At 55.2% G+C, this 24,604-nt stretch carries 28 protein-coding genes; 9 read left to right on the forward strand and 19 right to left on the reverse strand.

What is annotated here, in order from left to right; genetic code table 11:
* Positions 1-215 precede the first annotated feature (215 nt).
* Both ACWJKU_RS19495 and ACWJKU_RS19500 read left to right on the forward strand, forming a co-directional pair.
* Positions 216-542: a hypothetical protein gene (locus ACWJKU_RS19495; protein WP_454148418.1), complete on the forward strand. Its 327-nt coding sequence runs from the start codon at positions 216-218 to the stop codon at positions 540-542.
* 5 nt (positions 543-547) lie between these two features.
* Positions 548-1,150, forward strand: coding sequence for a recombinase family protein (locus tag ACWJKU_RS19500; protein ID WP_454148420.1), 603 nt, complete (start codon positions 548-550; stop codon positions 1,148-1,150).
* A 142-nt stretch (positions 1,151-1,292) separates the two neighbouring features.
* On the opposite strand, the gene ACWJKU_RS19505 is transcribed toward ACWJKU_RS19500, so the two are convergent.
* Positions 1,293-2,144 (reverse strand): Nmad3 family putative nucleotide modification protein, encoded by an 852-nt coding sequence (locus tag ACWJKU_RS19505; RefSeq protein ID WP_454148422.1) that lies wholly within the window; start codon positions 2,142-2,144, stop codon positions 1,293-1,295.
* A complete protein-coding gene (locus tag ACWJKU_RS19510) occupies positions 2,141-2,797 on the reverse strand; it encodes a hypothetical protein (RefSeq protein WP_454148424.1) in 657 nt (218 codons plus the stop codon). The genes ACWJKU_RS19505 and ACWJKU_RS19510 overlap by 4 nt, the downstream gene beginning before the upstream one ends.
* 121 nt (positions 2,798-2,918) lie before the next feature.
* Here ACWJKU_RS19510 and ACWJKU_RS19515 point away from each other — a divergent pair, with 121 nt between their 5' ends.
* Together ACWJKU_RS19515 and ACWJKU_RS19520 are read left to right on the forward strand one after the other, a co-directional pair.
* On the forward strand, positions 2,919-3,872 hold the full coding sequence (locus ACWJKU_RS19515) for a DNA-binding protein (protein ID WP_454148426.1): 954 nt from the start codon (positions 2,919-2,921) through the stop codon (positions 3,870-3,872).
* Between the two features lie 100 nt (positions 3,873-3,972).
* Entirely contained in the window at positions 3,973-4,167 is a 195-nt protein-coding gene (locus ACWJKU_RS19520) for a hypothetical protein (protein ID WP_454148428.1), read from the forward strand.
* Between the two features lie 240 nt (positions 4,168-4,407).
* Here ACWJKU_RS19520 and ACWJKU_RS19525 read toward each other — a convergent pair whose 3' ends face one another.
* The 4 genes from ACWJKU_RS19525 to ACWJKU_RS19540 all read right to left on the reverse strand — a co-directional run bounded on the left by ACWJKU_RS19525 (position 4,408) and on the right by ACWJKU_RS19540 (position 7,173).
* Positions 4,408-4,824 carry a very short patch repair endonuclease gene (locus ACWJKU_RS19525; protein WP_454148430.1) on the reverse strand — a complete coding sequence of 139 codons (417 nt, stop codon included), beginning with the start codon at positions 4,822-4,824 and terminating at the stop codon, positions 4,408-4,410.
* Between the two features lie 10 nt (positions 4,825-4,834).
* A complete protein-coding gene (locus tag ACWJKU_RS19530; protein ID WP_454148432.1) occupies positions 4,835-5,839 on the reverse strand; it encodes a restriction endonuclease in 1,005 nt (334 codons plus the stop codon).
* 78 nt (positions 5,840-5,917) lie between these two features.
* Entirely contained in the window at positions 5,918-6,796 is an 879-nt protein-coding gene (locus tag ACWJKU_RS19535) for a DNA cytosine methyltransferase (protein ID WP_454148496.1), read from the reverse strand.
* 170 nt (positions 6,797-6,966) lie between these two features.
* Positions 6,967-7,173 (reverse strand): MerR family DNA-binding transcriptional regulator, encoded by a 207-nt coding sequence (locus ACWJKU_RS19540; RefSeq protein ID WP_454148434.1) that lies wholly within the window; start codon positions 7,171-7,173, stop codon positions 6,967-6,969.
* A gap of 226 nt (positions 7,174-7,399) precedes the next feature.
* On the opposite strand from ACWJKU_RS19540, the gene ACWJKU_RS19545 reads away from it, so the two are divergent.
* Positions 7,400-7,744, forward strand: coding sequence for an ATP-dependent nuclease (locus tag ACWJKU_RS19545; RefSeq protein ID WP_454148436.1), 345 nt, complete (start codon positions 7,400-7,402; stop codon positions 7,742-7,744).
* 402 nt (positions 7,745-8,146) lie between these two features.
* Here ACWJKU_RS19545 and ACWJKU_RS19550 read toward each other — a convergent pair whose 3' ends face one another.
* Genes ACWJKU_RS19550 through ACWJKU_RS19565 form a run of 4 tightly spaced genes read right to left on the reverse strand, consistent with a single transcriptional unit; the run spans position 8,147 to position 10,073 of the window.
* On the reverse strand, positions 8,147-8,461 hold the full coding sequence (locus ACWJKU_RS19550) for a hypothetical protein (RefSeq protein WP_454148438.1): 315 nt from the start codon (positions 8,459-8,461) through the stop codon (positions 8,147-8,149).
* A gap of 21 nt (positions 8,462-8,482) precedes the next feature.
* Positions 8,483-8,959 (reverse strand): hypothetical protein, encoded by a 477-nt coding sequence (locus ACWJKU_RS19555; RefSeq protein ID WP_454148440.1) that lies wholly within the window; start codon positions 8,957-8,959, stop codon positions 8,483-8,485.
* Positions 8,960-8,967: 8 nt separating this feature from the next.
* A complete protein-coding gene (gene stbB, locus ACWJKU_RS19560; RefSeq protein WP_454148442.1) occupies positions 8,968-9,663 on the reverse strand; it encodes a StbB family protein in 696 nt (231 codons plus the stop codon).
* Positions 9,660-10,073 carry a hypothetical protein gene (locus ACWJKU_RS19565; RefSeq protein ID WP_454148444.1) on the reverse strand — a complete coding sequence of 138 codons (414 nt, stop codon included), beginning with the start codon at positions 10,071-10,073 and terminating at the stop codon, positions 9,660-9,662. Before ACWJKU_RS19565 ends, stbB begins: the two co-directional genes overlap by 4 nt.
* A gap of 339 nt (positions 10,074-10,412) precedes the next feature.
* Between ACWJKU_RS19565 and ACWJKU_RS19570 the strand changes: the two genes are divergently transcribed.
* From ACWJKU_RS19570 to mobF, 3 genes are read left to right on the forward strand one after another with little or no spacing between them, the layout of a single operon-like run.
* Positions 10,413-10,733 carry a hypothetical protein gene (locus ACWJKU_RS19570; RefSeq protein WP_454148446.1) on the forward strand — a complete coding sequence of 107 codons (321 nt, stop codon included), beginning with the start codon at positions 10,413-10,415 and terminating at the stop codon, positions 10,731-10,733.
* Between the two features lie 2 nt (positions 10,734-10,735).
* The gene (locus tag ACWJKU_RS19575; RefSeq protein ID WP_454148448.1) at positions 10,736-12,346 is read left to right on the forward strand and encodes a type IV secretion system DNA-binding domain-containing protein; all 1,611 of its coding nucleotides are present in this window, start codon (positions 10,736-10,738) and stop codon (positions 12,344-12,346) included.
* A gap of 2 nt (positions 12,347-12,348) precedes the next feature.
* Positions 12,349-14,907: a MobF family relaxase gene (mobF, locus tag ACWJKU_RS19580; protein WP_454148450.1), complete on the forward strand. Its 2,559-nt coding sequence runs from the start codon at positions 12,349-12,351 to the stop codon at positions 14,905-14,907.
* A gap of 478 nt (positions 14,908-15,385) precedes the next feature.
* Here the strand turns inward: mobF and ACWJKU_RS19585 are convergent, their stop codons facing one another.
* Positions 15,386-16,855: a hypothetical protein gene (locus ACWJKU_RS19585; protein WP_454148452.1), complete on the reverse strand. Its 1,470-nt coding sequence runs from the start codon at positions 16,853-16,855 to the stop codon at positions 15,386-15,388.
* Between the two features lie 530 nt (positions 16,856-17,385).
* Between ACWJKU_RS19585 and ACWJKU_RS19590 the strand changes: the two genes are divergently transcribed.
* A complete protein-coding gene (locus ACWJKU_RS19590; RefSeq protein WP_454148454.1) occupies positions 17,386-17,955 on the forward strand; it encodes a hypothetical protein in 570 nt (189 codons plus the stop codon).
* Positions 17,956-18,853: 898 nt separating this feature from the next.
* On the opposite strand, the gene ACWJKU_RS19595 is transcribed toward ACWJKU_RS19590, so the two are convergent.
* The 8 genes from ACWJKU_RS19595 to ACWJKU_RS19630 all read right to left on the reverse strand — a co-directional run bounded on the left by ACWJKU_RS19595 (position 18,854) and on the right by ACWJKU_RS19630 (position 24,591).
* Positions 18,854-19,516 (reverse strand): TraX family protein, encoded by a 663-nt coding sequence (locus tag ACWJKU_RS19595; protein WP_454148456.1) that lies wholly within the window; start codon positions 19,514-19,516, stop codon positions 18,854-18,856.
* Positions 19,516-20,133: a hypothetical protein gene (locus ACWJKU_RS19600; protein ID WP_454148458.1), complete on the reverse strand. Its 618-nt coding sequence runs from the start codon at positions 20,131-20,133 to the stop codon at positions 19,516-19,518. Before ACWJKU_RS19600 ends, ACWJKU_RS19595 begins: the two co-directional genes overlap by 1 nt.
* Positions 20,134-20,166: 33 nt before the next feature.
* On the reverse strand, positions 20,167-20,502 hold the full coding sequence (locus ACWJKU_RS19605) for a hypothetical protein (RefSeq protein ID WP_454148460.1): 336 nt from the start codon (positions 20,500-20,502) through the stop codon (positions 20,167-20,169).
* 229 nt (positions 20,503-20,731) lie between these two features.
* Positions 20,732-20,929 carry a hypothetical protein gene (locus ACWJKU_RS19610; RefSeq protein ID WP_454148462.1) on the reverse strand — a complete coding sequence of 66 codons (198 nt, stop codon included), beginning with the start codon at positions 20,927-20,929 and terminating at the stop codon, positions 20,732-20,734.
* On the reverse strand, positions 20,919-21,836 hold the full coding sequence (gene virB11 / locus ACWJKU_RS19615) for a P-type DNA transfer ATPase VirB11 (RefSeq protein WP_454148498.1): 918 nt from the start codon (positions 21,834-21,836) through the stop codon (positions 20,919-20,921). Before virB11 ends, ACWJKU_RS19610 begins: the two co-directional genes overlap by 11 nt.
* 74 nt (positions 21,837-21,910) lie before the next feature.
* Positions 21,911-23,092 carry a type IV secretion system protein VirB10 gene (gene virB10 / locus ACWJKU_RS19620; protein ID WP_454148464.1) on the reverse strand — a complete coding sequence of 394 codons (1,182 nt, stop codon included), beginning with the start codon at positions 23,090-23,092 and terminating at the stop codon, positions 21,911-21,913.
* A 10-nt stretch (positions 23,093-23,102) separates the two neighbouring features.
* Positions 23,103-23,885, reverse strand: a complete 783-nt coding sequence (gene virB9, locus ACWJKU_RS19625) for a P-type conjugative transfer protein VirB9 (RefSeq protein ID WP_454148466.1) — start codon at positions 23,883-23,885, stop codon at positions 23,103-23,105.
* A gap of 19 nt (positions 23,886-23,904) precedes the next feature.
* Positions 23,905-24,591, reverse strand: a complete 687-nt coding sequence (locus ACWJKU_RS19630; RefSeq protein ID WP_454148468.1) for a virB8 family protein — start codon at positions 24,589-24,591, stop codon at positions 23,905-23,907.
* Between the last annotated feature and the right edge of the window lie 13 nt (positions 24,592-24,604).

Consider the following 24,604-nt stretch of genomic DNA (forward strand, 5'->3'; position numbering starts at 1 on the left):
CTCAATGACGTAAAAGCCTATACGGAAAACCCCTCTGAAAACGGCCCGCCGAAGCCCCGATAAATCAAGCGGAGAAGATCGCGATTCAAGCTATACTGAAAACAAACGTTTTTCGTATACATCAATAAAAATCTTAGCTCCACAAAAATATCTATAGTTGATTTTTAAATCTCAAGAATAAATAATAATCTCGCGCCAATTTTAAGGAGATCAGCATGCCAAGAAGAATTAATGACGTCGCGGATGATTTGGTCAAGTTGTATGGAGAGCGGTTCGGTGGAAAACTCCGCGGCCGTTACAAAATTTCGAAGGACAATCTGGCATATCTAGCCACGCGCTCTAATTTGCAAGTCGAAGGCTTTCTCGAGCCATTAAGAGAAAAAATGTTCGATCGCGGCTTTACATTTAATAGATCCGACGACTCGCAGAAAAGAACTTATTTCGTCGTCATCAAGAATGACATTTTCGAGAACTACCGCGAGGTTCCGATACGGTTGGTCCGTCAGTATCTACAGGCTTCTGAAGAAGAAGCAGAAGACTAATCTACATGAATACCACACTGCGCCGAGCCGCGCTCTACCTTCGCGTATCGACCGACGGGCAGACCACCGAGAACCAGCGCCTGGAATTGGCCACCGTCGCGGATCGGGCCGGCTGGCTGATCGTCGAGATCTACGAGGACGCCGGCATATCCGGCGCCAAAGGGCGGGACAAGCGCCCGGCGTTCGATCGGCTGCTGAAGGACGCCGCCCGCCGGCGCTTCGACTTGGTGGCAGCGTGGAGCGTCGACCGCCTGGGCCGGAGCCTGCAAGACCTCGTGCACTTCCTGGACGACATCCACGGCTACGGGATCGACCTCTACCTGCACCGGCAGGGCATCGACACCACCACGCCGGCCGGGAAAGCCATGTTTCAGATGCTCGGGGTTTTCTCGGAGTTCGAGCGGGCGATGATCCGCGAGCGTGTACATGCGGGCCTTGCCCGCGCCAGGGCGAACGGCAAGCGCCTCGGCCGACCGCTGATCGGACCGGAGATCGAGGAGGCTATCCGCGCATCTCTACGGGCAGGTGTCGGCGTGCTCAAAACTGCCAAAACGCATGGCGTAGGTACGTCGGTTGTGCAGCGGATTAAGGCGGATATGCCTGGCTGATCATCTTTATCACTAGTCACAGCGAAGAAGCAGGCCAATTGGATCGGCCGAATACTGATCGCCGATCAACCTAGGCCGAACGCCGTGGAGGGGACTATGTGGACGTCGGCGATTATTGGGATACAGATGGCTTGCCTTATCCTCACAGGACTCTGCGATCAGGAGAATTGAGTTTGTCGGGAATTATTTGTGTTGCCCTACCTGCCTTCTTAGCGAGGAAATCCAACTCCGCAAGATGTTCACGATGGCTGGGCTGCCTCGAATCGAGGAACCATTGGACTGTGCGCGTAATGCTGCCGAAATGGCGCCAGAGACGGGGCTTGCCATTCTTGTTAAGTACTAGCCGTCCTTCAGACATGAATCCGTCGGTTTGACAGTCGTAACTCGGCGCGAAAAGGTGTTCTGCAAGGCTAGGGGTCACTTCGATAGCGTTGCGGAACCTGTGCGATCCATTCCTGGTGCCAATCAGGACACGGAATGTTCCGCGGTCGCCCACTTCGCGGCGATGCCAGTGGGCATTCGATTCCAGTCGTGAACGCAATGCTGGAGGGCAGTCGCCGTTCCCATTTTCAAATAGTAGATTGGCTTCGACAACGAACACACCGACGAAAAAGAAGCCACTGCCACCAAGAAATCTGGAACCATCGTGCTCCCAAAGACGCGCAAGGAACCATAATTGGTCACCAGGCCTGGCATCCTTTAACGCGGCCCCCCTCGGACTTGGAATGTCGCCATAAGTGAGGTATTGAAAATCAGGGTCGTGGTGTACCCGCGCCTTGCCGTGTTTTTCGGGCAGTAGGCGCGCAAGACTGTCCCATCTTCCTGTCCATGAAGGGAGGTCGCAATATCTTGGGATCGTTTCGACCTTACTAAACCGTTCAGACTCGCGGATCGGAACGAACTCGAAGGAGCGGTCCGGGAAAATCGGGCTTCGAAGTCGATACCTCTGTGCGTCGTTGGTATTTACCCCGACGTTTACGACATAAAGTCTCATTGATGGCAGGACTTCTTCGAAGGATGAGTCTGATTTCCGTGCTGGCCTTGAACGGATGCCGCTGCTGAGGAACAGGATGGGCGGGCGATGGGATCAGGATCTGTTGGGTTAGAGCCCGCCCCTCCATTCGATGGCGGCGCGTTCTTCGCCCTGTCGAGGATCTTCTGAGCCTCTTGATATTCAGCCTCGGTCAAGTTAATCAAATAGCGCGTTCTCCCTTGGTAGATGTGTTTGGCTAGGGTTGGCGCCACATCTTGCAACAAGGGTCCCTTATTCGGGGCATACATAAGGAAATGCTCGAAGGCCAGGCCCGGACCCCGAGAGTCCTTCACAACTACCTTGCGCGGGGTAATCCCAATCCACATCACTCTCGGTTCGATACCGTAGCTAGTTGCCTCTGGTCCTACCCCTCCAATGCCAATAACCGCGCGGAATTTCAAGCCACGTACCTTTCCCATGCATCCATTATTACCGAAGATACCTTGCTGTGGATCGGGGTCTCCGTAGTGTTTCCGCTTATAGATAAGTATTCTGTCCTCGTCTTTCATTGTTATGTTTCTAAGGCCGCTTCTCATTTCAAGCATTGAAGTCGTGTTTTGTGCCCCGGCTGGAACTGCCGACGCTTGGTAGAAAAAGAGTAGCACTTGCGTCATAACTCCCGTGGCGGCTCGTTGCTGATCGTTTTTATCGCCGATGCAGGCCGATATCGATCGTGTTTTGTTGTATTATGTAGTAGTATCATACAACATACATTTACAAACTAAGGATGAATCGATGGCCACGACAAAAGAACAGGTGTGGGCAGCGGCCGACGAGCTGGCCGCCGAGGGCAAGAACCCCACGCTGGCGAACGTTCGCGAGCGCCTGGGCGGGGGCAGCTATACCGATATTTCAGCGGCGATGCAGATCTGGAAGGCCAACCGGCAAGCCGCCGCGGCGCCGATCCGAGAACCCGCGCCGGCGGCGGTCACCGAACGGCTGGGCGAACTGGGCGGGGAGATTTGGGCTATCGCCCTCGAACTTGCCAATAGCCGGCTCCAGGCGGAGCGGGAAGCCCTGGAGCAGGCGCGGCAGGAGCTGGAAGCATCGCGGCAGGAAGCCGCTGATTTGGCCGATCAGCTTTCTTCCGATCTGGATGCTGCCCAGGCCACGGTTCAGCGCCAAGCGGAGCAGATTGCGGCCGGGTCTGCCGAGATCGAGCGGCTACAGGCTGAATTGCGCACCCAGGTTGAGGCGACAACGGCCGCCATCCACCGAGCCGATACCGCGGAAGCCGCGCGAGCTGAATTGCAGCGTCGAGCCGACCAGCTCGGAGCCTTGCTCGATCAAGAGCGCGAGGCCCGCGTGCAAGCCGAGGCCGAAGCGCGGAGGCTGGCTGAGAAAGCCGCTAGTGCCAGTGCCGAGCGGGATGCGTTCGAGCGCCGAGCGCTTGAGCTTGATGCTCGTGCTAGCGAAGCGGTAAGGGCGGCGGAACAGGCTAGGCGAGAGGCGGAATCCGCCAGAGTTGCCGAGCAAGCCACGCAAGCACGGCTTGAGAGCGCCACTCGTGAACTTGAACAGCTACGGAAGGATAAGACTGGCGCGGAGGAAAGGGCTAGGAAATCGGCGGATGAGGCCGCGGAGCTCCGCGGCCGGCTAACAAATATGGGGCAGTCGGAACACGGAGAGGCAAAGGTAGAGCAAAGACCTGCTAAACGGACTAAGAAGACAGAGCGAAAACAGGATTGATTTTATATTTGGCTTTATCCTTTGTGCCTAAGTCGGTCTGCGGGCTCGCACTTTTGCGTTAGACGGCCAATATAAACTCCAACTTAATAGAGGTTTGTTTATGGATCTTGGAACAAAATACATTCGCGCTATTTCCTCGTGGGAATCCGGCGGCGGCATGGATATAGACATTGTGGAGTTGGCTGACGGTAGGGTTCTTGGGATCACTGATGAATCCGTTGTCCTTTATTCAAGCCTCGAATCCCTGGAAGAGGGACAGGCGGACGACGAGGCAGGCGTCATTGTTTTGGCATGACTGCAGACAGCTTGATTCCGCTGTCTGATCGTAAGGTGTTTTGGAGCCGTGAAATATCACCTGTTAAGGGCGCCGGAAAGCCGTTCGCGGGGTTCGGGTTGAGACGAAGGGGCTTGAGGGGGCGGGGTGATCCACCGGGGGAGTGTAGTGCGCTAAGCGGGCTGGAAGCCATGACAAAACGGAGTGTTCGGCGATGGCGTAGAAACTTTGTGCCATGCGGCTTGAATGGATAAAGTCGAGCTAAGATGATCCTAAGAAACGCTCTAGCCTATCACTTAGCGTTTCACGGTCTTTGAGCTGGCATTCCCAAACAACTAGAACATTCCAACCCATGGCCTGCAATGTTTCTTGCGCCTTGGCGTCGCGCTCCTTATTCCGGTTGATTTTTGTCGTCCAATAATCGGTATTGTCTTTTGGCGGACGGTTGCCACTTTTGCAGTCGTGCCCATGCCAGAAGCATCCATGCACGAAGAGAGCGGCCTTTCGCCCGATGAAGGCAATGTCTGGCTTCCCCGGCAAGTCCTTGCGGTGCAATCGGTAGCCCTTATGTCCAAGCTCGCGGCATAGCTTTCTGACGAGAAGCTCGGGGCGCGTGTCCTTTGACTTGATGAGCCGCATTCTCTCGCTGCGTTCCTGCGGCGATAGCGTGTCTGTCATTGGCGTGTTTCTATCGTTCCTCGTCTAGAAACAGGACCTCCGAAGGCTTCCAGTCGCGCGCATATTGGTCGGCTCGCCGCAACCATTCCCGGATGCGCTCCTTTGGCGGAACCGGATCGCCCCAGTATTCTTCGAAAAGCGCATCTTCCATTCTTGCGGCGGCCGCGCGGATTTCCCGCTCGATTAACTTTATCGCTCGCGCAATGTAAATTCCGCCCTCGTCGTCATTGTCTGGGTTCGCGACGCTGCCTGCCGAGAATAAGTCTCGCGCTTGATGGCACAAGACGCCGTGATAAGTCAGCAAATACAAAACGACATCGTCATACTTGTTTTTTGAGCGGCCTGATTGAACGATGCGCGGGCAGAGCAAAATTGCCTCCGCTCTCAGCTTTGTTTTTTCCTCGGTTGATAGCTTTGTATAGAGGCGCGCTTGGATCGGTAGCGTGTGTTCTTCCCCTGGCGCGTCTTCCAGCCACCAAAGCCGCTCGCCTTCTTTTAGCCGACCGCGAGCGTATTGCCTGATATGGCGCATTTTTTCGTGCATCTCGGACACGCGGAACTCATCGTATGTCACCCCCATTTGCTCGAACAGGGACTTCGATGCGCCGATTTCCACCTCGAAACGCGGGACATGGGACGTGCGCACGTGCATGACGCATTTCTCGTATTCGCCCCACCTTACGTCAGGCTCGCCGCCCATCTTGCCGAAGACGATATAGATGGTTTTGACGCTATCAATTCGATTGGTTTCCAAGACGCTGTTCGCGACGCTGCGCCAAGAGTCATTGGTCGTGAACTTGACTTCGATGCCGAACTCGCCAACCGCGATGTCCGGGAAAGCTTGCGGATGCGGATCGAAGTCGATTGCAACCGTAGGGTCGTCAATAGCGCTATTGACGACCTCCCGCACGCGATTTTCAAACTGCTTCGCAGCGGTGAAAGGAGCATCCCTTGCTTCGTCGCGCAACGTCGCGACGACTGAATCTAGCAACTGTTCAAATTCTTCTTTTGTCATGCCGAATGCGCGATGAGTCAGTGTCCCCAAAAAGGAACAGACTAAAGTTAGCGCACCGGCTTGTCTATCTCAGCGTTGCTACTTTAAAGATTTAGCGACAGCTTTGGCGATATGCCAAGCAAGGACTGGGGGAACCGCGTTGCCAATTTGCCGCTCGGTTTCTCTCAGCTTGGCATCGAAAATGAAGCTGTCTGGGAACGACTGAATGCGCGCGGCTTCCCGCATGGAGATGCGACGTGGCAACTCGTAATGCCACTGTATGTTGCCGTGGCATTCCGCGCGTATCGTGTAGCCGGGCCGATCAGCCACGAGCCTGCGATCGCCTTGTTCCGGGCTTCGATTCGCGCGACTCCAAATATGATTGATGCTCTCGTCTTCGGGAAGCGAGACCAGATCGTGCAAGGCTTCTCTGGCGCTTATGTGGTCTTTGGCGTCGTGCGTGGGGCGCGGGGGCTTGAACGGCTTCGCGTCGGGCAGCGTGCCAACGATAATGACCCGCTCGCGTGTTTGCGGAACGCCAAAATCCGCCGCGTGATAAAGCTCGTAGCTGACGTTGTAGCCCAAAGCCTTGAAATCCGTCAGCACTTGGTGGAGCGCCGAGGCGTGGGGCTTCATTAACAAGCCCTTCACGTTTTCGGCGACGAATATCCTAGGTTTCACGAGCGCGATGGCCTCGACCATCGCCCGATACAGTCCACTTCGCTTGCCGGAGATGCCAGCCCCTTTTCCATTCACCGAAATGTCTTGGCACGGGAAGCCGCCTATCACGACATCTGCTTGCGTGGGTAGGTCATCGAGCATCGTCCAAATATCGCCCTTCCGCACATGCTCGCCGATATTTTTGCGATACGTCCGGCAGGCAGCCTCGTTAAGCTCGTTCGCCCAAACAATTTCGAAGGGGTGCCGGTTATAGCGGCGTCCAAGGAAGCTAAAGCCGCCTTTGAACCCGAGATCCATCCCGCCGCAACCAGAGAATAACGAAACGACAGAGAAGCGGGAGTTGCGCGACTTTACGGAAATTATTGGCGCGTTCCGGCGCTGAGCAATTGTCTGCGGAACCTCCCCATATGCGAATGCTTGCGCCGCGCAGTCGAGTGCAAGTGGTTTCGCATCGTTCATGTTTTCGCTCATCTCTCGGCTTGTACTTCTTTTAACAAGGCATCTAATTCATTCCGGCTGTAAAGCCGATAGCCGTTGACGGGGTGACGGTATGGCTTCAGCTTTCCCGCCTTATCCCAATTCCGCAGCGTTGAGCGCGACACGCCAAGTGTCGCCGCTGCTTTTCCGACGGTTAAATAGTCACCCAAGTTCATGGGAGCGACAGTGTTCGCCATAACCTACTAAACCTTGTCAAACATTGTCAACATTTACAAACCATAACTAAGGTTAGCATGTCGTTGTCGCATCGCAAATACTCCATGGCCTGACTTAGAGCCACAACCCATGCCAGTCAAATGGTTGTCCTCGGCAAACCCGGCGCTTAGAGCCGGGGGCCGGGTGCTATGCGCTTTGCGCACTCGGTAACGCCCCCTTTTGCGGAAGAAGAAGTCTGTTTCGGTTGTGGCTATCCTTATGCCGAGTAATAAAGAACATGGCAAAAGAACAACTGGGGAAACCATGAGAATCGCGTCAGTTTGCATCAAGAATCTTCGTTCATTTGCTTCCACAACAGTCCCGTTTAATGGTTACACCTGTCTGGTCGGCCCAAATGGGAGTGGAAAATCAACAATCTTGTGCGCCCTAAACATCTTTTTTCGCGAAAAGGACAACGCTACCACTGATCTTAGCCAGCTTGATCGCGAGGATTTTCACCAGAAAAACACAAACGATCCCATTGAAGTCACCATTACTTTCGAGGATTTAAGCGGAGAGGCCCAACAGGATTTTGCCGACTACCATCTGTAGTGACCTGCAATCGAAAACCCGCGGACCTGCAATCAGCGCATTTTTCGACCGGAATTAGCTGCAACTGACGAGCGCTTGAACCGGAATTAGCTGCAACTGACGAGCGCTTGAACCGGGATTAGCTGCAACTGAACCTGCAATCATCGGCGCCGATCTGCGATCAACGGGTTTAGACCGACTTTATCTGCAACTGAAATCTGAGCCTCGGCGATGGCAAAAACAGCATTTCTTGGACTTCTCTTGATAGTTGCAAATAATCCTGGTCCGGCGATTCTGATTGCAGGCTGGTTGCACATAATCCTGGCTCAGTGGCAGCTAATTCCGGTTCTTGGACTGATGGATTGCAGGTCCAAAACAACCGTTATTGCGGGTTCGCGCCCGGTTGATTGCAGGCTCCTACACCTATGTGCTGGCCAGATAATCGCGAACCATTTGGATCAACAACCAGCCGAGCATCAAGAACACCGTGACGAAGACCAGCGCGCGGAAGAACTCGATCATCCAGAGGATGCCGACGTACAAGCGTATGACGGCGTGATACGGCAGAGAGAGAACCCAAGCGATAGCGCGAGCGCCGGTTAACGTCATCCGGCCCGCCCGCGCGATCGCCGCGATCACATCGGTGCGCGTGGGCCAGACCAGGCGTGGACCCTTCAACGGCGGCTGTGTGCGGCCCGCCGTTCCCGACCGAAACGGGACAACGTTCTCCCTGTTCATCCTTGGGTTTTTCTCCATGGTTTACCTGTGTTCTATGATCGGCGCTCGCGCGTGGGTGACTTGATCTTTGAGGTAGGTGGCCATCGCTGTGGCCGCAGCCCCTCCGACAGCGCCGGCTAACAGACTGACCCCGACGATGATGGCCACTTGCTCGCGGGCACTGCGTTGCATGGCTTTAGCCGCTTTGTAGACCGCGAAAGCACCCGACTCTAGACGGCTGATGGGCGGCTGGAGCGTGGCGGTGAGCACCGTCGCCCCCGCATCGCGCAACGCCTGAGCGGCGATCTTTTCCGCCGCGCTTTCAACGTGGGCCATGACCGCAGCTTGCACGGCGTCATCGCCGAGGCCTGCGATCGCCGTTTGGAGAGCCGTCGTCCGCTCGCTCAACTCCGCGACAACAGCCGGCAGACTTTCCCGGAGGGCTTTGACTTCGTCGTGCAGCTTGCCCACATCGCCGAGCAATTCCGCAATTAACGCTTCTTGCGCCGTGCTGGCCATAGCGCGGCCTATTTCAGCAGCGTCTTAAAAACGGCGTCCAGCTCTTCCACGACACCCGCCGCCAGGCGTCTAATGCCGACCATTTGGGCGTAGTGAAGCTTCTCCTCGGGGTCGGTGGCCGTTTTGATTTTCTCCTTGTAATCGGTCGGATCGTTGAGAATATCCATGATGCCTTGTTCAGCATTCTTGATCTTGGCGTAAATATCGTTGGTATGGATCACCGCATCGCGCCGTAGGGTGAAAGTCTTCGCCGCCGCGTGGTACTCGATCAAGCCGGCAAACGCCCGCTCCGGATTCTCGTCGAGCTCGACCATATTGAACACGAGCCGAATCTTCTTTGCCGGAACGCCGATCTCGGCGAGAGCATCGATCGTGCTGATCGTGTCGCGTTGCTGCTTGTTCTTGGGGACCGTCGGCACCACGAAATAATCGAAGTCTTCGTGACTGCCTTTGTATTGCTTCATCAGTCCAACGAAGTCCTCAACATTCGACGCGCCAATGTCCACCACGGCATCCTCCATCAACAGTAACGCTTCCTGGAGCTCGCCGAACTGCCGGCCGCGGATCGTCTCGTCCTCGGTGCCGTCGGAATTGATCGATTCCACCGGGATCACGGGCGCGCCGTTCATGCGTGGGGCGAGTAAGTGACGGGCTACAGTTGACTTTCCGACGTTGCCGCTAAAGTTGATAACCGCGATCTTCATTCCTTGTCATCCTTCTTGTTGAGCCGCTTTAATAGCGGGTTCGTGTTTTCGGGCTTAATGAACTCATCGGCGAGTTTCTCCCGCCGCTGCTTTTTGTCCAATCCGGCCAGATCATCCGGCCGTGCTGGCTCGGTTTCACCGGGGCTTGGCTCGGGTGCCGCACTTCGCTGTTGCTTCGAGCGCTCACGCCTGATCCGGTACAGCGCCGTATCAAACGTTCGCAGATTCATCGTGAACCCATTTTTGTGCAGGGTTTCGAGAATCGCGCGACGGGACACGCCCGCCTTCAAGGCGGTCTCGATTTCGTCAAAAACGTCCCGCAACCGGGACGTTTCAGAGCGGTGCTGATCGCCCGCAGCCAACTTGCGAAGCTGATCGGCTAAGCTCTGCTTATCTTTTGTTGAACTCACGTCATGATCCTATCGTATTCGTGATGTAAAAGAGTCTAACTCTGTTTAACTAATGATGTATATCTGTTGAATTACAGCTCACATTAAGCTGTAATGAGCGAGGGGGAACCCCTCGCGCACCCCAAAACCCTTGAAGACGGGGGCAAAATTGCCCCCGAAGTCCCCACACCGGACGCATCTGCTGTGCAGATACCTAAGCTTATGAACGCGCTGCTGTTTTTCAGTATGCATAGGGGGTGAGCGCGTTATGCAAAGGGTGCGTAAGTGATTGAAAGCGTTGACGTAGAAGGACATATGAAAACGACTGGCAGAATTACACTATCTCTCGATAACAAGCTGATGGCCGATCTCAGACGGAAAGCCGTCGAGCTCAACGTCAGTCTCTCGGCCGTGGCCGCTGGCTACATCGAGCGCGGTCTGTACGACGACCACGTTGCCCGATCCAGTGATCGCCTCGATGAGCTCACGGCGCTGTTACAACGGCAGCTTGAAAACGGCATGCCGGCTGGCGATCCTGTGACGCCTGACGAACAGCGGGCGTTTTTCCTCGAAGTCCTGTTGTATTTCAGAGCGCTGTTCAAAAATGATGTCGGGGTGCGCGGCGACATCGCCAACCAAGTCAAGAAGCTCTACGGGGATAATCGTGTAAAAGGGATCTAACCATGTGGAAGCGCAAACTCGAGTTATTCGCCGTTTGGCTTTTCTTGGCGCCGATCCTCGGCTTTTTTGTCTGGTGCAACCGGATCATCAACGACTTTCACTTGGTGAAACCCTACGGTCCGGTACTCAAGGCCACCCTACCGCAGGCGTTTACCGCACCGAGCGTGACGCCGATCACGTACAGCAGTCTTACAATCAGCGCCGTCGGTGCGGCTTTCCTGCTGTGGCTGGTCTACCTCTTCGAGAATCCGCATCGAAAAGGCCGCTCGCATGTCCGAGGCGCGAGCATCGCGGATAAATCGGTACTGATACGGGCGGCGGATGCCAATACGTTCCGGAACAAGATGCTGTCTCTCCGCCGGCTGCAACAGTTTTCGACCGAGCCGGTGAACGTGCTCAGGCACTACATGACGCCGGTTCAGCAACTCACCATCGCCGGAGTCCCGATTCCGCCGGAATTGGAGCCGCTGCATTTCCTGATCGGTGGGACCACGGGCGCGGGTAAGTCGACGGCGATCAAAGAAGTCCTAGCCAGGGCATTGGACCGTGGAGACCGAGCCACCGTTGTCGACCCGAACGGCGAATACTTCTCTCTTTTTGGCCGGCGCAACGATGTGATCATGAACCCATTCGACCGGCGTTTTCCGGGCTGGAGCATCTTTAACGAGATCCGCGAAACGTACGATGCCGAACGATATGCGAGGTCCGTGATTCCGGACGCGCGGGGCGCAAACGATCAGGAATGGCATGGCTACGCTCAGTTCCTGTTCCAAGAGACGATCCTGAAGCTCCGAGAAGACGGCCACAAAAGCACCGATACGCTGATTCACTATCTCTGTTCGCTGGAGATAGAAGCGCTGGGGGCGTATCTCGAAAACACACTGGCGATTGGGCTGTTCGATGAAGGGGCGAACAAGGCGCTCAGTTCAACCCGGTTCATTCTCACCAAGTATCTCAGCTCTCACAAACACCTACGCGACGGCGAGTTTTCGCTTCGTGATTGGCTAGAGCAGGACACCGGCAATCTGTACATTACCTGGCGTGAGAATATGGTTGATGCGTTACGGCCGCTTATTTCGACCTGGTTCGATATCTTAGTGAGCTCTACGCTTTCGATGCCGATCCACGGCAAGCCAAGACCGTTGTGGTTCTGCTGTGACGAGCTAGCATCCATGGAGCGGCTAAGCAGCCTAGAAGATGGACTGACCAAAGGCCGCAAGCACGGTGCGCGGTTCTTGTGCGGCGTTCAAAGCACGGCGCAGCTTGACGATATATACGGTCGGGAGAAGTCTCAGACGCTGCGAAGCTGTTTTCGAAGTAGTTATTTGATGAACATCCCGACGACCGATCCTGCGACGGCAGAAGAATTCTCCAAGGGTATCGGCGAGCGCGAATACATCCGAACTGAACGATCCAGAACGCATTCGAGTGACGGCATCAATCGGCAGGTGTCGCAGCGTCATGTTCGAGAGCGGCTGGTTTTACCCAGCGATATTCACTCGTTGCCGAACTTGGCAGGCTATCTGTGTTTTGCGGGTGACTATCCGATCAGTCTTGCAACGCTGGAGCCCTACGCTTATCCCGTTCGGAATAAGGCATTCATGGAGAGTTAACGATGCTTTCAATTGCCAACGTCAGCGCGGGCGGTCAAGCCGCCAGCTATTACGAAGAGAAGGATGACTATTACACCCGCGATTCAGAACACGCCGCCCTATCGTATTGGAGCGGCGCGGGCGCCGCGGCGTTGAACCTACGCGGTGAAGTCTCGCACGAACAGTTCCAGGCCGTGCTTAAGGGAGAGCTTCCGGATGGTTCGAAGGTCGCGGCCAGAGAGGGCCAGCGTCGAGGCGGATCGGATCTGACGTTTTCGGCACCGAAAAGCGTTTCACTTCAAGCCCTGGTCTCCGGTGACACCCGCGTGATCGATGCGCATGCCCAAGCAGTCCGGCGCACCCTGGAGTACGCCGAAACCATGGCCAAGGCCAGGAACGGCGAGACAACGGGGAACCTGATCATTGCCAGTTTTACCCATGCGTTGAGCCGGAATGTCGACCCCCAGCTTCATACGCACAATATCGTTATCAACGCGACACAGCGCGCTGACGGCGCATGGCGGGCGACTCAGAATAAATGGCTCTATGACCTAAAAATGCAGCTCGGCGCGATGTACCGCTCAGAATTGGCTAGAGAGCTCCAGGGCCTCGGCTATGAGATCCGCCGTACGCATGGAGACGGCCGGTTCGAGTTGGCCGGCTATACCGACGCCCAGCTCAAGGCGTTTTCCACGCGATCGGCCGATATCGAGCGAGCGCTCGCGGAGCGAGGACTCAACCGGGCGAGTGCCAGCGCCGAACTCAAAAAGACAGCAACCAAAGCGACGAGGGTGAAAAAGAAGGACGTAGACCGTGGCGTTCTTCGCGCCGTATGGCAGGAGAAAGCACGATCGTTAGGCATTGTCCTCGACGTGCGGCCTAGAGCCGTCAACCGTGCGCCTATAGAGGCTCCGGCGAGAGAGGCTGTCGAGTTTGCCATTAAGCACCTGGCCGAACGTGAGGCCGTCTTCGATATCCACGCATTGCGCCGCCATTCTTTGGAGCGGGCGGTCGGCCAAGCGACGCTTGGTGAAGTGAACGCCGCCATCGCGGAAGCCGTTTCCAGTCGACGGCTATTCCAGCGGGATCACGAATTCACGACGCATGAGGGACTATTCCGGGAGCAGGATATCCTTCGCATTAACGCCGTCGGGCGAAACGCATTTACTCGCGGTATGGCATCTCTGGATGCTGTAGAAGCGCACTTATCGCACACCCGGCTGAATGATGGCCAGAAAGCCGCTGTGCGCCTCATAGCGTCAAGTAAAGACCGTGTCGTTGGCATTCAGGGCAGGGCGGGCACTGGCAAAACAACGATGCTCGCGGAATTGAAATCGGTGGCCGAAAGATCCGGATTCAATGTCATGGGATTGGGTCCAAGCGGCAGGGCTGCAAATGAGCTTCGAGACGTCGGTATCGAGAGCATGACCATCGCGAAATTTCTCGCCACAAAAGATCGAGGCATCAACGCGAGTACGCTTGTACTGCTTGATGAATCGTCCATGGTCTCGGCGCGGGATATGCGCTACGTGCTCAGAGAGATTGAATCTACCGGCGCCCGTGTTGCGCTAATAGGTGACGAACGGCAGTTGAAAGCCGTTGAAGCGGGTAGACCGTTTCAGCAGCTTAAAGAAGTCGGCATGCGGTTCGTCGAGATGTCGGAGATCCAACGGCAGAAAAATACGCTCTATCGTGATGCCGTTACGCTGACAGCCGAGGGCAACGTCCACGAGGCTCTAAAGAAAATTGCCGGCAATATCCGCGAAGTGAAAGACGATCATGCCCGGTACCGCGACATAGCGGCCGGCTATGCGGCGCTGAGTCCCGAAGAACGCAAGTCGACGATGATCGTTTCAGGAACCAATGACGCCCGCCAATGGATCAACGATTACGTCCGAGCCGAGCTTGGCTTAGATGGCCAAGAGTTTCGAGCTTTACGTCGCGTCGATTTGACCACGGCGCAAGCGGCGCAGGCGGATCATTACCGAGTCGGACAGGTCGTTGAAGCCGAGCGCAATTATCCGGGCATCAAGAAAGGCGAGCGGTTCACCGTTGCCAGCGTCAACACGGTAGATAATAACGTCGAGCTTCGTCGAGTCGATGGCAGTGTTGTTTCGTGGAATCCCTGGAGGCAGTCGCAGTTTTCGGCCTACCGTGAAGAATCTATGCGCTTGGCTGTAGGGGACAAGATCCAATTCACGAAAGGAACCACTGGCTACGCTAACCGCGATTACGGCGAGATCGTAGGCATAGACCGCAACTCCATCGCTGTGCGACTCCAGAACGGGCGCACGGTGACGATAGACGCTTCTCGGGCGCTCCATATTGATTACGGGTACGCTTCGACGATCCATTCAGCCCAGGGCGCTACAGTCGATAGAGTGATCGCGGACCTGAATACGAAGACTTTGACGACGAACGACAGTTCTTTCTATGTCGCTCTATCCCGTGGCCGGCGAGCGCTCCGGATCTACACCAATAATGCCGCAGCTTTGCCGGATGCGATCGGGAGACGGTCACAAAAGCGGGCAGCGCTTGAGCTTACGGGGAAGCGCCAGAAACAGGCAGAACGCGTGCGTTGATGGGAACAAGCAGTCGTGTAACCAGCCGCCATTCCGATCACAGCGAATTAAGTCAAATACGCGATCGATCGGAAATCGACCGGAATGTCAGAGAGCGGATGGTCGAAATTTCGGCTTTGGGCACGCATGGGCCAGTCGCTAAACCTGAAAGCCGACACATCCACCCGAACGACAACTAAGGGGAGCCACCTCTGGCAATCGTTCGCCAGAAGCAAAAGCTCAAAATTCGCGTCACGACCGTCTCAAGATCGGCCAAACAAGCCATTCGACTCTCCCGCCTGATCCCGCTCCAACGGCAGCTTTATGGAATGGCGGCTAACTGGTGAAACCGGCCAGAAGCGGTCCTTCTCCACTTTCTTCGATTGCTGCCGTTCGGGCCTCGTCCAAACGGCGCGAGCGACTCCACTATTGAAACTACCCTCGAAAGGGTAGCACTTGGATCATGATCGATGCCCGTTCGAACCAACGGTACGAGTCATCAATCGTCGTTGGCCTTTGACGCGGAGACCTTCGGGCGCGCGTCGATCAAGATGATGTCTTTGCAGTCAGTCAGCTTCAGCCGCTTCAGGATGTCCATCACTCGCTGAAGCTCCGAGTCCGAGAAGTACATGATCACCTTGACAGACCTCCTGGTATCGCTAGCCTTCTCGTAGATCTTGACTTGATGCTGGAGGTTCTTTTCCAGAGAGGTATTCTTGGCGAGCTTGAACTCCACTAGGTTCGAGTTCTTCTTGCCTTTCGAGATCTTGAAGTCGACCGGCCCGCGGCCGTTGTTTACTTCTGCGTTGAGGTCGAGGTCCGCCGCGTTAGCGAACCACGTGAGCCGGAACATCACATGCAAGTCTACCTCTCGCTGCACGGGCTGCCCATTAACGTAGAACAGGCGGTGACCTCCCTGGTCCTCAATCACGTGCTTCAGGTACATCACCCGTTTCATGCTCTGCTCGTATGACGAGTCGCTGCTGTAGAATTCGGTACCTGCCAGATGGTGACTAACCAAGGTTCGAACGTTCTCAACGAATTGTAGGTGTGTCTCCTTTACCTTGGCGTCCGCGGATCGATGGGCTTCCGAGCCATGCTCTTCCTTCCAGCGAATGTAATAGTCCAGCAGCTCGTGGAACTGCTCGATGGTCCTCATCGCCGCGGCACGCTTCTCTTTTTCTTTAGTTCGCTTGTTGATCTGTCTGTAGAAGTGCTCATTGACCTGCGTTCGCAAGGTATCATCAGGCAACGACACGCAGATGTCGTGAAAGCGGTCGAGAAGATCCGTCTGGTTGATCCAAGCTTCGTCTCGCGTCAGGATCTCTTTCGGCGTGAGGATCACGTAGTCGCCGTTAGCAACAGGTAGCTCGAAATAGCCGGTCTGCCAACGCTGGGTCTCATAGTTGAAGCGCACACGCTCGATCCGACAACGGGCTCGCTGTTCTGGCCGGATATGGGCAAGGGCAAAGGTCTGCGTGTAATCCAGCAGGTAGCCCTTGATCAGGTTCGTGGTGAAGTCGCTGAGGTGGTCGCGCCCGACACCGCCGCTGAGCAGACCTAGCTTCTCCAGGTGGCTGCCGTGCGAGATCGTCTCGTTGCCGAAGTCTTTGAACGCCGTCGTTAGGTTACGGGCGAGAGCCCGTGCAAAGTCATGACCCAGGCCGGTTCCCACGTTGCCGGTCTTGCTGAAGCCTAGCCAGTTCTGCTTGACCTCTTTGAATAGTAGCCACTGCGAGATCGCACCGGATGACAGCTCGCCCGCTACCGCACGGTCACGCAGGAAGCACAGGTATGCGATGATCCCATCGTGCAATTCCTGATAGGTCTGCTTTGGGCTGTCATACAGTAGGAACGGGTCGACAAACAACGGTAGGTCGTTGACGAGCGCGACATTGAAGGCGCCGTATGCTTCGAGGGTTTCGGGCGCTACGCCGAATACGTCTGAAAAGTAGATGTTCAATGCCACCTCTCCTGCAACCATGCGTGACTCAAAAAATTCTAACAGCATCAAACGCGCACATTGGCAAGTGACGACGGGAGGATTGCTGGCCTACGTCAACTTTTCCAAACCCTGAGGACCGCTTCGGGCACGCACTGCTCGCTCGAGTTTGAAGGAAGGGGACATTCGTGAACGACCGGTATCGGTCAAGACGAATGGCCGTTGAGGTCGAGATCCCGCCGTTGATTTATCTGGAATGTGTGGCGGCGAGGCGAGGCTTTCCGTACATCCTACTGAAACGCAGGATATACAGTTCCTTTTATTGCTTCGGCAATTAAAGGGCGATTCTCGACAAATGCAGTCCGTAGGATGTGCTGACCATCGGGAAGCGCCCTTCGACGGGGCTCAGAACGGGCATCGTTCGCGATCGATGGGCTTCGCAAGCTCAGCCCATCCTATACCGGCTATCATTGGAAAAATAGAAAGCCGCACAAGGCATGATTCCAATTTTGCTGCCGGAACAATAACCACGTGTTAGCGCATACAGATAGAGCGTCATGATGAATTCACGAACATTCTTACAAAGACTGTTTGAGGGGTATGTTGTTTCCTTTAGAAAGTTTGGTTGGCATACAACATCGAGCTATTCAGATATTACAGCAGCCGAATTGACGCACTATTCTGAACTCGGCGCGAAACTAGGATATTTGGTCAGGAGAGAAATGAACTGGCACTTTCCGCGAGATCTCTGCTGGGTGCCATTCGGTAGTAAGGAAGCATACTTGTACATGGAGCGGGAAAATAAGGACTCGCGTTGCAAGCACACTATCGAAAAAATGCTGAATCCAGCTAATAGCAAGGAAGTAACTCTACTTGTGGCCAGTTTCGGATTCTTGCGCCCGGATTCTTTTAGTTGGGCGAAAGACCGACTGAGAGACGAGCTTTTGAAGCACCAGTCCGCTCTTTTATATGCTTGGGTTGGCCTTGATGAAAATATGGGGCCGTTTGAAATCATGGCGGCGGTAATTGATGCCGATAGCATAGTGGAATGCCAAGCTATACCATCCATCGATGAGGGCGGTTTCTGGCAAATCAATTATGGTTGTAAAAGCGCAGAATGGCGCTAATAAATCGCGCCAGTCGACGGGCTTGACTCCGCTGCGGTTCATCGAGCCCGCGCCTGAGCTCGTTCGTTAGGCCGCTGGAATACAAATGAGGCTCCGTTTCCCTGCTTCAAAGATATCCGAGTACGCAAGCCGCTACTCATATACTAGGAACGAAGACGTCCTACTCGCGATGAGGGCGCATGTTAGCGCTACGGGTCATCTCACAAAGGAGCAGCTAAAGCTCGTCGTGGAGTGGAAGTCTCCGAGAAGCGCCGGCAGGGTGGATCGAAACGAAGAGGCATACGTCCGTGAAATCTCGGAATTCGCCTTTCGAACCGGCAGCGACCGTGCTCGGATTGAATCGCTAACCCTTCTTGATGGGGTTCTGTGGCCGACCGCGTCGGTGATACTCCATCTATTTCACTCCGAATCGTTTCCTATCCTCGACTTCCGAGCGCTTTGGTCCGTTTCGACCGAGGTGCCTGTTCAATACACATACACTTTTTGGCAGGAGTACACAGTGTTCTGTCGGAAACTGGCCTCACAACACAGGGTGTCTATGCGTGAGCTAGACCGCGCTCTATGGCAATACTCCAAAGAGCATCAGTGGCCATCCGCGGCCTAACATTTCCATCCACGCGGCGGCCTACGGCCATGCGTGATGTCAGGCGTTGGGCGTACAGAAATGGTCGAGCAGTATTCCCTTCGCATTTCACGGCGGGACTCTGTGGACAGTATCTCGTGAAAAAGGGTGCTTTCTCAGGGATTTCAACGTTGGCTGGGGTTTGATGGCGAAGGTAACAAAAAGAAGTACCTTTTCATTCAACAGGTCACCATCACCAAAACGGCTGGTCACGTTCACCGAAATACGCAGCAGCGAAAGTCTCGCGATCAAATAAGGGCAGGTTTTTAGTCATAGCTATCGGATTAAACGCAGGGCGGCTAGCGTTGCGAGATGGAGTGGATAAAAGGCGTAAAAAAAGCGCTTATAGCGCGGCACGTCTGCATTAACCCGCTGCGCTAGAAGTATCACCGGCACGGCAAGAAGCCCATAGGCCGAATTGTTGATCATGGCCAGCAGGCCCGATAGAACCAGAAAGGCGAAGTAATCCCAAGCCCCGCCGAACCGAATCCAACGGTAAACGGCATACACGTAAGCAACGCCGATCCAAAGCATATCTACGAGTGCGCCGCCGACGATCCCGAATACGACCATTCCAAACCAGCCGGCCCAACCATCCCACCGTCTATCGATCCAAACGACGCCGGCAGCAACGGCGAACGTAAATAGGATATTGAGCGGCCAAGCCAGGCCGAGCGCTAGGACATAAAACGGCAATGCCACGGCGCCAACGAGAACTAGACGACTCATAATACGGGGCATGGCGACGGTATCGGCTCGCGCCAGGTTGTAACCGAAGACGAATCCGAATAAGGGACAGGCCAAGCGGCCAAACTCGCTGAATCCGGCAATCTCTCCATTGGCGAGCGAACGATTTACGTGATCGGCCGTCATCGAGAGCACGGCAAGCCATTTTAGGGCTTCGAGCGTTCCGTTACCGACCCGAATTCCCCAGGACATCACCGGTCGAGCTCCCGCCCATTCTCCCTGGTACGCTCAGCCAGTAAGTGTAAGGCGGCTTTCCCGGTTCCGTTGTATGTCACAGATACTCGATCGCCGATGTTTGGGGCGTACGACAGTTTCGCTCTATCGACTTCCGCAACGCTCTTATCGCTTCGTTCGATCTGTACTGCATTATCCGTGATCCCAACCACGCGTCCGACTACTGGCCGTGGACTCCCTACACCGATTTCGTCGTATTTATCTTGCACGTAACTCCTGATCCGTTCGTTCGTGACCGCCGGCTTGGGAGACTGGCTGATGTGACCGTCTACAATTCGGTCCGCTTGCTGTGGTGATTCTGGCTGTCTGGCCATCACTTCGCTCAATGCGGCATTTGCCCGAGCGAACATGTCCCCGGTTCTTGGTTGTTCGCTGGATTCGTATCGGGGCGCCCATGCGCCATCCTTTTTCACATACTCAATTCGTTCCTGCCCGGCCGTTCCGTGAAATCGCTGCGCGCCTATTTTCTCCGCCTCTGCGATGGCTTCCCCAATAGTCTTAACGCTATAGATGACCCCGTATTCGCCTACCCGCGGATCAAAGATCTCGAATTTATTCGGTTGCTTAGCGTTCATTTTTCGGCTATCCGGAGCTGTTCGTTGTGTTCATTACCATCTGTCCATCCCGTGATTGGTCGCTTTGCGGATCACCTCGCGCGCCTCGGACGGCACGGGCGCGTTGTCGAGTACGAACAAACTGTTCGATACCGCCCGCGCAACATCGCTGCCGAACGTCTCGGCGATCTGCTGCGTGAAATTGTTGGCGTCTAGCCCAACGTACAGAAGCACAGCTTCACGCAAGCGAAGCTGCCCAAGCATCGTATCCACGGACACTTCTCGCGCTCGTTGAAGCTCGGTTTGTAGCTCGACGACGAATCGCTCCAGGCGCTGGATTTTCTCGATCAGCGCCGTTTCGACGACGGCATTTGCGATTTCACTGCTCATCGTCAGCCTCGCCAGCGGAAAACGCAAACATACCCTTGCCTGTTGGGCCAACGACCACGGTATGGCCGACATCCCCTTCGTGGAACTGGAACGCGAACGGAAGCCGCGTAGTGCAGTTGCCGAAAAACACACTCAAATCCGGATACCCCATTTTTCCTCCCGATTGCTCGTTTCTGTGTCATGTGACTTTCGCAGCGAAAGTTAGGCGACACTTATCGTCGTAGTGCCATTACGGTTTGCGTTCCTGAAGACGCTTTACTATCCAATACCTCACGCGGTCCACCGCAGCGACCGCCAAGCTGGAAAGAAAAGCGGCGACTAACCAATGCCGTTCCCCAATAAGCACGAAGAAGACCGGATAGGCCAGCAACGCGATAATGAATAAAACGAGAAATCTCGGCCAAGTCAGCTCGTACTTATCCTGCATGATCGGCTTCCCGATAATAGATGCCGGTCATCACCCGGCGCTTGTTCTCAAGCCGGGCGAACTGGACGACGACATCGATCCGCTTGCGAACCATTCGATGGATCTGATCCCACGACATCGTTTGGCCGCGCTCCGTGTCCATGACCATGTCGGTCAACCGCTCGAAACACTCATCCGTTGAGTTCGCGTGTACCGAACTCACCGATCCCTCGTGGCCGGTGTTGAGCGAATCGAAGAACGCATTGATACCAGGACCGCCCCGGAGCTCGCCGACAATGATCCGATCCGGCCGGAGGCGCAGACAAGCCATGATCAACGCGTAAAAGTCGACTTTTGCCTTACCCTGGCCACCGGCAGACGCGAGAAGATGGAGTTTGTTGATATGCGGCACATCGAGCTCTTGCACGTCCTCGATAGTGAGAATTCGTTCGTGCGCCGGGATGAGTTCAATTAGCGCCTTGAGGAAGGTCGTTTTGCCACTGGCCGTACCGCCAGATACAACGATGTTCTTGCGGGCGATGATCGCGCGAGCCAGGAATTCTTTTATCTTGCCGGCGCGGTACAGTTCGCCAAGTCCGGAATCAGACTGTGAATGCTGATCCCGCCGCCACGCTGGATCAAACGAGCCAGCCTCTTCGTACTCGTCGAGCGAGAACTTACGTCCCATGGGTTTTCTGATCGATAAGCCGAATTGCTCAGGATGGCAGGCCGGAGGAATCACGACTTGAACGCGATAGCCTTCCGGCAATTGAGCGGACAGCAAAGGCTTTTCTTCGCTGATCACTTGGTTCGTATACGTCGCGATCAGTCCCGCGAGATCGATTAGCCGTTTTCGGCTTAGGTCATCGACCTCATGCCGAACCATATCGCCCGCGCGTTCGACGAACACCTCACCGGGCCGATTTATCAGCACTTCCTCGACTTGGGGATCACTCAGGAACGGCCTCAATGGCCCGAGGAAGGCGGATAAAACTTCCGTACTCATTCAGGCGCCGCCTGGCGCATCGCATCCCGGAAATCGAGATCCTGCGCCACAAAGACTTTGACGCGGGTTCCTTGATCGATATGGATCGTGGGTGGAATGCGCAGGTTATAGCGGAGCGCTTCGTTCGCCGTTTGCGCGATATTCCGCGAGATTTCCAAGCGATAGTACGCCGCCGCAGCATCCGAGCCTTGGCTTACTGCGGCTTGGCCAGCAGATCCGATGATGGACAGGAAAATAGCCGTCCCGAACCTTTCAAACCAATGCTTATCGACTTCGCCCGCCAGGCCGGAGCGCCCAACTGAATCCGTGCCAGGACTACCCAAGTTTATGCTCGCACCGTCCGGCCTGATCGCTCTAGTCCACATCACGAATACGCGCGTTTGTCCGTTTCTAACCTTGCTGTTGTATTCGCCGATCAATCGAGTCATCCGCGGCAGCAAGATCGTGCGTCCTTGATCACCGTACACATCCTCGTCGATCATCGCTCGAACCTTACCAGGTAAGTCGGTATTGACGGCCGTTTCAAGCACGGCATCGATTAGCTTCCCCTCAGATACCACATGTTCAAGATTCTGCGGGGGCGTGGCTTTCACTCGAATTACAGTCGTTTGCTTCGCTTTTTCCCAAAACGCTTCGTCTGAGCTCTTTTCTACTTGTGGTTCTTCGCCAGGAGCTCCGGTCGGCGTGTCTCGCAGTCCAACAACGGCGCCATACTCGTCCCGAATGTATGGATCGCTGTGTTGGCTTGTTGCCATTTTTACCGGCTGTCTGTCTTCTCTCTCTTCTCCACCACTATCGACCATGATTGGCGCTCGCTGGCGGAGGTATGCCAGCTTCTCGGCATCCGTCATGCCTTTCTGCTGTGGCGCGTTGTGCGGCGGTGCTGGAGCTGGCACAGGCGCGGCGGGTTGCACCTTTTCCTCTTTCGATATCGGTGCAGGTGGCGCCCTACGCATCGAGCCTGGGACAAATTCGTCCGTGCCTTCGCCGAGCGTAGGGGGACCGTCATTTTTCTTGTTGCGGTCAGCGGCAAAGCCGGCGTATAGAATGATCCCAGCCAACAGCCCGAACGCTATCCAAATCACCAAGCCGGATTTCTTTTTCTGCGGCGGCGAGAGCGGCGCCTCGTTAGCGAGCGCTGCGTCCAGATCGAAGGTTTCCGGTATATGTTGTTCCATGGCGCGCCCCTTATCGGCTCGCGAGTGACGATTGCTCTCGCTGCGGGAAGGCGTCGTTAAACACGCACGCTACATCGCGATTGTTGTTTGCTCTCAACGTGTATTGCCGCGCGACCCGCTCAACTACCAGCCATTCCCCTTCACGCCGGTAGTTCACCAATGTTTCCTTTTTATCGGAGTCCACCAAGAACACGGCCGGCACGTTCTCATACTCGGCGAAACGGAAATACGTGAACTCACCGTCGTCGAACGTTTGGATCGGAGCGGCCCGGCTCGATCCCTTGAACGAGTATTTGAAATTGAACTGCGTGGGAGACTTGGCCTTCGCGCCTTGGACGATGCCTTTGCGCTCTGCCTGGGCTTCCTGTTGAGCGGCAAAGAGTTCGTCTTCCGGGTACTCAAATTCGACTCGATAGGTGAGTCTGGGGTCATCGAAGCCTTTCGGGCGTATCGCGCGTAGATTGAACTGGTACGAGCGCCGATCGGTGAATATCACTAAATTGGTTTCGGGATTTTCTTCCTGCGGCTTTAGAAACAGGATGTTGCTGCCTTTCTTGGCAACGATTTGCCAGGCTACCGTGTCACCCGCCGATACTCGCTTGATATGCTCATCTTCTCCGAACCGGACCGCCATCGTGTAGCCGAAAGCGCCAGTCAGCGGAACCACGGCATAAGGGTCATAAACGACCTTCTGTACACGCGCGTCACCATGCATGTAATGCATCTTGGCATCCTTGGCCATGGTTTCGGCGCCGATCACACATAGGCCCATCGCGAATAAAAAACGTTTCATAATTCACTCCTCGAATTATTCAATGTGCGGAAATTACGGTCGCTTCCGCCACTTCCTGGTCGACGCGATACGTCGTCACCTGGAAGCCAAAGGGATTGATAAATAAGTCTTGCTCCGATTCCGGTTTCTTCGTAAATTCAAAGCCCACAACCGCAGCCCAATTTGTTACCGTCTTGTCGCTATTCGTCTGGTCCGTCGTCACGAAGCGCACATGCGCGGTGTTGCGGTTCAAGAAGTTGATGCCGATAACTTCGACGTGCCTGACGACTTTCTCGCCGAACCGCGCCAACATTGAGTTGCCATTGAACCGGTTAAACTCTTCGTTGTATTCCGTCAGCAACTTAGGCGATAGCAGCAACCCAACGACTCTGCGCCTGTAGTCTTCGTCGCCCCGTTCCCAGGTTTCCCGTGCGATGACGAATTGGTTGACGAGGTTCTTGATGACGCCTTCATCCGCTGTGAGCTTGGAAACGTCGTCGCTGTAGTTAACGGCGCGCACGACGCCCGTTTGTTCGTTGTACGTGATCACGACAGGAGGCTTAACCTCTTTAAGCCGCTTCGCAAGTTCCGCCACGGCGCCGACCGCTACGCCTGCTATAACGAGACACAGACCAGCGAAGACATAGGCGCGATTGCGTGAGACTTTCGCCGACCGAATGACTTCGGCATCCCACTGGTCAGCGTTCTGGTAATACTGAGCCCGCATGTTTTTTTACTCC

The organism is Methylocaldum sp. MU1018 (assembly GCF_053646775.1).

What these genes read in the sequence shown, in the direction of transcription:
- ACWJKU_RS19495 (WP_454148418.1), top strand. Translation starts at nt 216, where the DNA reads ATGCCAAGAAGAATTAATGACGTCGCGGATGATTTGGTCAAGTTGTAT.
- ACWJKU_RS19500 (WP_454148420.1), top strand. Translation starts at nt 548, where the DNA reads ATGAATACCACACTGCGCCGAGCCGCGCTCTACCTTCGCGTATCGACC.
- ACWJKU_RS19505 (WP_454148422.1), bottom strand. Translation starts at nt 2,144, where the DNA reads ATGAGACTTTATGTCGTAAACGTCGGGGTAAATACCAACGACGCACAG.
- ACWJKU_RS19510 (WP_454148424.1), bottom strand. Translation starts at nt 2,797, where the DNA reads ATGACGCAAGTGCTACTCTTTTTCTACCAAGCGTCGGCAGTTCCAGCC.
- ACWJKU_RS19515 (WP_454148426.1), top strand. Translation starts at nt 2,919, where the DNA reads ATGGCCACGACAAAAGAACAGGTGTGGGCAGCGGCCGACGAGCTGGCC.
- ACWJKU_RS19520 (WP_454148428.1), top strand. Translation starts at nt 3,973, where the DNA reads ATGGATCTTGGAACAAAATACATTCGCGCTATTTCCTCGTGGGAATCC.
- ACWJKU_RS19525 (WP_454148430.1), bottom strand. Translation starts at nt 4,824, where the DNA reads ATGACAGACACGCTATCGCCGCAGGAACGCAGCGAGAGAATGCGGCTC.
- ACWJKU_RS19530 (WP_454148432.1), bottom strand. Translation starts at nt 5,839, where the DNA reads ATGACAAAAGAAGAATTTGAACAGTTGCTAGATTCAGTCGTCGCGACG.
- ACWJKU_RS19535 (WP_454148496.1), bottom strand. Translation starts at nt 6,796, where the DNA reads ATGGATCTCGGGTTCAAAGGCGGCTTTAGCTTCCTTGGACGCCGCTAT.
- ACWJKU_RS19540 (WP_454148434.1), bottom strand. Translation starts at nt 7,173, where the DNA reads ATGGCGAACACTGTCGCTCCCATGAACTTGGGTGACTATTTAACCGTC.
- ACWJKU_RS19550 (WP_454148438.1), bottom strand. Translation starts at nt 8,461, where the DNA reads ATGAACAGGGAGAACGTTGTCCCGTTTCGGTCGGGAACGGCGGGCCGC.
- ACWJKU_RS19555 (WP_454148440.1), bottom strand. Translation starts at nt 8,959, where the DNA reads ATGGCCAGCACGGCGCAAGAAGCGTTAATTGCGGAATTGCTCGGCGAT.
- stbB (WP_454148442.1), bottom strand. Translation starts at nt 9,663, where the DNA reads ATGAAGATCGCGGTTATCAACTTTAGCGGCAACGTCGGAAAGTCAACT.
- ACWJKU_RS19570 (WP_454148446.1), top strand. Translation starts at nt 10,413, where the DNA reads ATGGCCGATCTCAGACGGAAAGCCGTCGAGCTCAACGTCAGTCTCTCG.
- ACWJKU_RS19575 (WP_454148448.1), top strand. Translation starts at nt 10,736, where the DNA reads ATGTGGAAGCGCAAACTCGAGTTATTCGCCGTTTGGCTTTTCTTGGCG.
- mobF (WP_454148450.1), top strand. Translation starts at nt 12,349, where the DNA reads ATGCTTTCAATTGCCAACGTCAGCGCGGGCGGTCAAGCCGCCAGCTAT.
- ACWJKU_RS19590 (WP_454148454.1), top strand. Translation starts at nt 17,386, where the DNA reads ATGATGAATTCACGAACATTCTTACAAAGACTGTTTGAGGGGTATGTT.
- ACWJKU_RS19595 (WP_454148456.1), bottom strand. Translation starts at nt 19,516, where the DNA reads ATGTCCTGGGGAATTCGGGTCGGTAACGGAACGCTCGAAGCCCTAAAA.
- ACWJKU_RS19600 (WP_454148458.1), bottom strand. Translation starts at nt 20,133, where the DNA reads ATGAACGCTAAGCAACCGAATAAATTCGAGATCTTTGATCCGCGGGTA.
- ACWJKU_RS19605 (WP_454148460.1), bottom strand. Translation starts at nt 20,502, where the DNA reads ATGAGCAGTGAAATCGCAAATGCCGTCGTCGAAACGGCGCTGATCGAG.
- ACWJKU_RS19610 (WP_454148462.1), bottom strand. Translation starts at nt 20,929, where the DNA reads ATGCAGGATAAGTACGAGCTGACTTGGCCGAGATTTCTCGTTTTATTC.
- virB10 (WP_454148464.1), bottom strand. Translation starts at nt 23,092, where the DNA reads ATGGAACAACATATACCGGAAACCTTCGATCTGGACGCAGCGCTCGCT.
- virB9 (WP_454148466.1), bottom strand. Translation starts at nt 23,885, where the DNA reads ATGAAACGTTTTTTATTCGCGATGGGCCTATGTGTGATCGGCGCCGAA.
- ACWJKU_RS19630 (WP_454148468.1), bottom strand. Translation starts at nt 24,591, where the DNA reads ATGCGGGCTCAGTATTACCAGAACGCTGACCAGTGGGATGCCGAAGTC.